Genomic DNA, 5,827 nt, shown 5'->3' with positions numbered 1-5,827 from the left:
TCCTCTTGGGCATTCGCAGGCAGGGATCGCGCATCCGGCCTCTTCATGTCTACAAGTATACAACCCAGGTCCCCATCTGTCAACCATATTATGCTCTGATTAGTAACCCTCCGCCCAGCGCGAAAGGAGTCCCTCGCTTGAGTCTGCACGAATCACTTTCCGGAGAAGCTCCACGCAACGCTTCCAGCGAGCGCGAACCGCGTCGTGAGGAACGCCCAATTCTTCCGCGACGCTCTTCCAGTCGCGGGAGAGGAAGTAGAATCGAGCCAGCTCGATACAGGATGAACGATACCGGTGGAAGACCTCGATCACGATGAGTTCGAGCCTTTCGAGAGGATCCCCGAAGTGGTCCGGAGCGTAGCGGAAATCCGCGTCCAGAGCATCTACCGTTTCCGACTCGAGAGGCTTGAAGCGCAGGCGTCTTCGGGTTTGGGATCTCAGGTACTGGGCGACGACCCGCCCAACAATCACCGCAATAAGGGCACTGGTGTTTGTTGCCCCCTCTCTCCGCACGGCTCGCAGAAGACGGATGACGGATTCTTGAGTAAGGTCTTCGAGATCCGGCGACTCGGCCACGCCGAGTCGATAACGGATCCCGCGCCGGATCGTCTCTCGAGCTTTTCCCCAGTCGATTTCCTGCTCGTGTAGGATCTTCCCGTCAGACATCACTTCAGCGAGGCCGATGGGGCACCGCACAGGTTCGGCCCGAGCGAACGGCTCCTGTCGGCGACCCCGGCCGAAGTTTCGTTCGAGATTGTCGAGGGACAATCGGCCGTCTTCACGAAGATCAGGATAGACGACTCCGCGAAGTCTCTTCAAGATGGAATGATAGCCGCATAGGCTTGCCGTCATTGCGAAACTCCGCGGGTCCTCGCGGACCCCGAAAGATAAGTCGCCGCAGGAGGATATCTGTGACGATAAGCCGCGGGATACGGGAGCTCTGGCCCGCGAGGCGGGCTATTCGTACGACCCCACTTGAATGAAGCCGGCCCAGTACCAAGGATCCGCGTAGAGACGCTTCGAATCGTGCGTGCCGAAATCACGGACTACTTGCTTGGCTCGGCGGAGTGCGGAAGCAACCGCGCTTCCCGTGATGGCGGGCTCCGGAACAGCGCGTGCGTCGCCGCTCGTTTCCGTGTCGAGAAGATGCCGATAGAACGATTCCATGAGGAGCGACGTCGACGCGTCGTCCACCTCCCAGAGGCTAACGACCAGGTTGCGCGCGCCGGCTAGAAGAAAAGCCTGAGAGAAGCCGACATAACCTTCTCCCGGCACTTCCTGCCCAAGGGCTGTTTCGCACGCGCTCAGCACCACGAGATCCGCCGCAAGCCGCCACTCGCGAAGGACCTCCCTCGCGGTCCATCTCCCGTCGAGGATCCGCTCTCCCTTTCGCGCTCGATCGAACGGGTCGGGAAGTCCTACCTGCGAGAGGATAAGAGCGCTGTTCTCGGGACGGCGGTTGTCCATGACGACGTGCGCGGAAAGGTGAATCACGCTGTACCGATCCAAGCGGCCGGACCAATCGAGAAGAGACTGCTCCGAGGCGTCGATGCCCAATAGGACATCGACTCGATCTCCGAACAGACAGCCCGACGATTCCACTTCTCGGCGCGATCCAAGAAGTCGTGGAAGCGCCATCAGGGCCTCCGCTCTCCCTCCACGCACTCCTTCCGCGAGCTCACGGTCGGATTGCCATGTCGAGTCGGATCCCGCCTCGTGCTCGGGCGCGGGAGACCGCATCGGATCCCGCGAGCTTGGCGAGACCCAGGCAAGATGCTCCTCCCGATACGGCGCGTCCCCGACGAAGAGCGCTCGGAGCTTCTGTCTTCTCCTGTCTCGATCGGCCTTGGCGTGCTCCGCGATCCACGCGAAGACGGTTGCCGAGGGAGCGTACAGGATCTCGAACCGATCGCACAAATAACGGCCTTCGGTATCGACGAGGGTCTCGACGGGAACGCCGATCATCTCTCGGGATGGAACGATGACGAGGCGGTCCACGCCCGACAGAGCGGGTTCGATTGGCGTGAAGCGTTCTCGATAGAGTCTCGTGCTTTCCTCGACAAGGTCGGGTCCTCTTGCGAACGGGCCTCGCGTACTTCTTATGCGGTCTCGGTAGTTACGGATCCGCTCTCGTCGGTCGGTCTTCCCGATGTTCTCCATCGGGAACCACTTCACATCGCCTTGGTCGCGGACGACATAGGCCCACGCCGCGCCGAGGGAGTCGGGCCCCGGCCACGGATCCTCGAGCCAGCCCACGATTGCCGTTCCCGGTCTCAACGACGCCTGCACGCGCGATCGGTCGAACGATCCGCCTTCCAAGGCCGGGTACTTGAGGGAGAGTGCCTGTCGATGCTCGGCCAGGGAGGCTTCGGCTCGGAGCAGCCTGGTCCGAATCGCTCGAGCCTCTCGATCCCACGAGTCCGAGGAATCCCGGGCGGCCCGATCGTAGCACGCAGCCAGCATGTCCTGGAGCGCCCCCAGATCGTTCAAGAGAGAGTCCTCGATCGCCTTCTCCTCCGCGGCGAGGGGTCTCTGGTCGACGACCATAAGAAGGTCGGCGAGAACGCGTCCCCTGCTTCTCTCCACTGCCTCCCAGGCCTCGTCCGTCTTCCCCAATCCGACCAGCACCGCAGCGAGTTCCTCATAGGGAGACACGGCAAAGGTTGCTCGCTCGATTCCGCGACCCGCGCGCAACCGTCCGGCTTCGAATGCCTCGCAAGCATGAGCTAAGAAATCCTCGGCCGCCAGGATGTCTCCCTGGATTCTCCTGAGGCGGCCGAGGGTCGACCCGGTCAAGACCATCTCCGGATGCTCTCTTCCCAGGCACGCCTCTCTCCGCTCCAGGGCGATTCGGCAAAGGGAATCCGCTTGCGTGTACTCTCCCTTGTCCATAAGACAACAAGCCAGATTGAAGAGGACCTTGACGGTTTCTGGATGAAACGATCCCGAAAGCCTCTCTCTCATGTCATGTGCTTCCCGGAAGCACCTTTCCGCTCTCTCGAGATTGCCGGTCATCCGGTGCACCGCCCCTACATTCATTAGGGCGAGGGCAACGTCAGGGTGGTTCTCCCCGAAGCTCTCTCTTTGAATTCGGAGAACCCGCTCCAGGACCGGGCCGGCCTGTTCGTAATCACCTTGTTCCACGAGTAGAACGCCGAGATTCCCAAGGCAAGATGCGAAATCGAGACCGTTCTCGCCCTGGATTCTCTCTAAGATCTCCAGGGCCTCGCGGTAGAGTTCTTCTCCCTCGTAGTCATCGCCACGCATGTCCAGCAGAGCTCCGAGGTTGATCGCAGCCACCGCAACGTCGTAAGATTCCTCGCCCAAGAGCTCTCTTCGTTTCGCGAGCGCCTTTCGCAGGACCGGCTCGGCGGTCGCGAAGTCCCCCTGATACGCCAGCGCCGTACCGTAGTTGTTCAATATGGTGAGGTAACCGGGGTCGCCTTCGCCCACAAGGTCCGTATAAAGGCCCAGCGCCTCTCGGGATAGGGACACCGCCTTCTCGTAATCGCCTTCCGCCAACTCAAGCATGGACAGATCGGAGAGGAGCCCGGCAACCATCGGGTGCTCATCCCCGACTTCGTTCCGGCTCGTTTCCAGCGCCTTCTCTGCGAGCTCTCGAGCGCCGGAGAAATCCCCCCTGCAAGAATGGAAAACAATCAGAGCGGCCAGACACTCAACGGTCTCCAGATGGTCCTCGCCCAGGATTTTCCTTCTGATCTCCATCTGACGGAGAGCGGCCTCTTCTCCGGATTCGCAGTCCATACGGATCCCGTGCTCTTCGATGGTGGACGCGAGGGCATCCACCTCCGCGAGATTCGCTTGTGCCTTCTCCGGAAGCGTCATCGCATATTCGAGGGTTGCCGCGAGCCTTCGGGCGTCTGCGATCATCCACTCTTCTCGCGAGGAGTCTGCCTCGAATCCCGCGAGGCGAGCACGAGCGGTCTCTGCCGCTTCGGAATAGCGACCGCGTGCCCGAAGATTCTTGATCTCGCTGAGAAGGGAGTCGTTAACGTACCAGGGCTGTCCAAGGGCGATGTTCGTCGACAAGAGGCTGGCAAAGAGAAGAACAATCATACGCGCCAGGTTCTTCCCCGCCGACCGTCTTGGCGAGGAGATCCGTCTAATCGGAGTAGATCGGACAGGATACAAGTCTCCTCCTCCGCCCACCCGAAAGTCGCCGGGCACCGTGCATGATGTTCGCCCCGCGCGGACCTGTCGGTCGTTCGTCCCACCGGTCCGGGCGAAGGTCAACCTTCGGTTCCGGGGCCTCGGTCCTCCCGTTGCGATCGATGATATCAGGAACACACGCTCGAGGGAAGGCCGGGTGCTCGCTCCGGGGTTGCGGATTCCGGGGGGTTTCTGAGCCGGGTCTCTCGCAAGTTTCGCTTCTTCCCGTCACACCACAATGCATCCGGCGACTACTAGGTCGAAGAGAGATCCGAGAGCATCAGCCCCTGTGAGACGGGCCACGGCCCGTTGAGGCCGGACACGGAGGAGGAAAAGGAAAATGGGAAACGGAATCAGGACGTTACGACTCGTGACCTTTGTACTTGCCGGGTGCATGTCGACGGTCGATGCGGGATTCGAGGGCCGCCCGATCACGACAAACGCCTTCCTTCCCACCGGCTACACGCTTCACGAGGGGGAGTTCACGGTGGGGATCGGTTCGATCAACTACGGAGCGACCGAACAACTTCAGTTCGGCACGAATCTTCTCTTGTGGATATTCCAAGTAAAAAACGCAGACGCGAAGTTCTCCCTCTTGAAAGACGAAGATCGCGCGGTCGCGATCGGACTCGGCGCCTCCCATTTCTCCTTGAACCTCCTAAGGGTGGATGGCAACGGACTATGGGGCACGGACGAGGCTAGCTTCACGACTCTGGTCCCATACGCCTCTGCGAGCCTATCGATTGGCGAGCGGACAATGGGGCATCTCGCCGGTCAGTTCGCCTATTTTCGATCCGATTACGAGACCGACGATGTCGAAGTGGCCGCATGGGCGAGCGGCACAGGCCTTACTGTTGGAATCGAGCAGGCCCTGAGCGACCTGACGCGTCTCCTTGCGGATGTAGGATACGACGCGACGTTCTCCGGCGTTCGCGTGGCGGGCGGCGTTCTCTTCGGTTGGGACAAGTTCCGTCTTAAGCTTGGCCTGAACTACTACTCCGCCGGTGATGGTTTCTTCTTTCCCCTGGTGGGGATCTGGTGGCGATTCCATTCGTAACGGTTGCCGGCCCAGTGGGATCCAAAGCAGCGTCCGTCATCGACGGCGAACAGGATTGACACAAGATCCATGCATGGTATAATGACGCTGCCTGATCGGCGATGCCCTTCCTCATGCGAATGGACCACGCTTACAACACCGGGTCGGGCTACGGCTCAGGAGAAGGGTTCGGCTGAATCCACCGCCGGAACTTCTCTCCACCAAGGAAGGGGGCAGTCACGATGAATGCTCTCCGGCGTTCTCTCTCCCGGATCGTCCTCTCCGCGCTCACGCTTGCAGCTCCGGCCGCTCTCCACGCGAGTCCGACCGTCCCGGACACGACCGACATCGTCTATGACACGGTAGTCCATGGGCAGATTGATCCCGTGGGCGATGTTGACGCGTATCGGTTTACCGGGGCTGCGGGGGACTCGGTGATCATTCGTGCGGGTGGGGGCGGGAACGATTTTCAGAAGCGTGTGGAGCTGTTCGACTCGACGGGAGCTCGTCTTGCGTCGGTGGGGGGAAGCTTGGGGAGTTGGGGTCAGGTCGATCTGTATGCGTCGCTTCCGGGGACCGGCCGCTACCACATCTTGGTGAGCGCTCCGCAGGGGAACGACA

General features: G+C 60.9%; 4 protein-coding genes. 2 read left to right on the top strand and 2 right to left on the bottom strand.

Translation table 11 applies throughout. The annotated features are described in order from the left end of the window. Nucleotides 1-99: 99 nt before the first annotated feature. The gene (locus tag FJY73_13810; protein MBM3321734.1) at nucleotides 100-666 is read right to left on the bottom strand and encodes a sigma-70 family RNA polymerase sigma factor; all 567 of its coding nucleotides are present in this window, start codon (nucleotides 664-666) and stop codon (nucleotides 100-102) included. Between the two features lie 291 nt (nucleotides 667-957). Continuing rightward, nucleotides 958-3,891 carry a CHAT domain-containing protein gene (locus FJY73_13805; GenBank protein MBM3321733.1) on the bottom strand — a complete coding sequence of 978 codons (2,934 nt, stop codon included), beginning with the start codon at nucleotides 3,889-3,891 and terminating at the stop codon, nucleotides 958-960. A 619-nt stretch (nucleotides 3,892-4,510) separates the two neighbouring features. Between FJY73_13805 and FJY73_13800 the strand changes: the two genes are divergently transcribed. Next, nucleotides 4,511-5,227, top strand: coding sequence for a hypothetical protein (locus FJY73_13800; protein ID MBM3321732.1), 717 nt, complete (start codon nucleotides 4,511-4,513; stop codon nucleotides 5,225-5,227). A gap of 221 nt (nucleotides 5,228-5,448) precedes the next feature. Continuing rightward, nucleotides 5,449-5,827 (top strand): PPC domain-containing protein (locus tag FJY73_13795; GenBank protein MBM3321731.1); only part of this gene is annotated, 379 nt, incomplete at its 3' end.

This window comes from Candidatus Eisenbacteria bacterium (genome assembly GCA_016867715.1).
GTDB lineage: Bacteria > Orphanbacterota > Orphanbacteria > Orphanbacterales > Orphanbacteraceae > VGIW01.
Note: the sequence above shows the minus strand (reverse complement) of the source record. Positions and strands in the feature narration are given on the sequence as shown.

Excerpts from the sequence above, each read along its gene's own strand:
- FJY73_13810 (MBM3321734.1), bottom strand. The coding sequence starts at position 666 with ATGTCTGACGGGAAGATCCTACACGAGCAGGAAATCGACTGGGGAAAA.
- FJY73_13805 (MBM3321733.1), bottom strand. The coding sequence starts at position 3,891 with ATGATCGCAGACGCCCGAAGGCTCGCGGCAACCCTCGAATATGCGATG.
- FJY73_13800 (MBM3321732.1), top strand. The coding sequence starts at position 4,511 with ATGGGAAACGGAATCAGGACGTTACGACTCGTGACCTTTGTACTTGCC.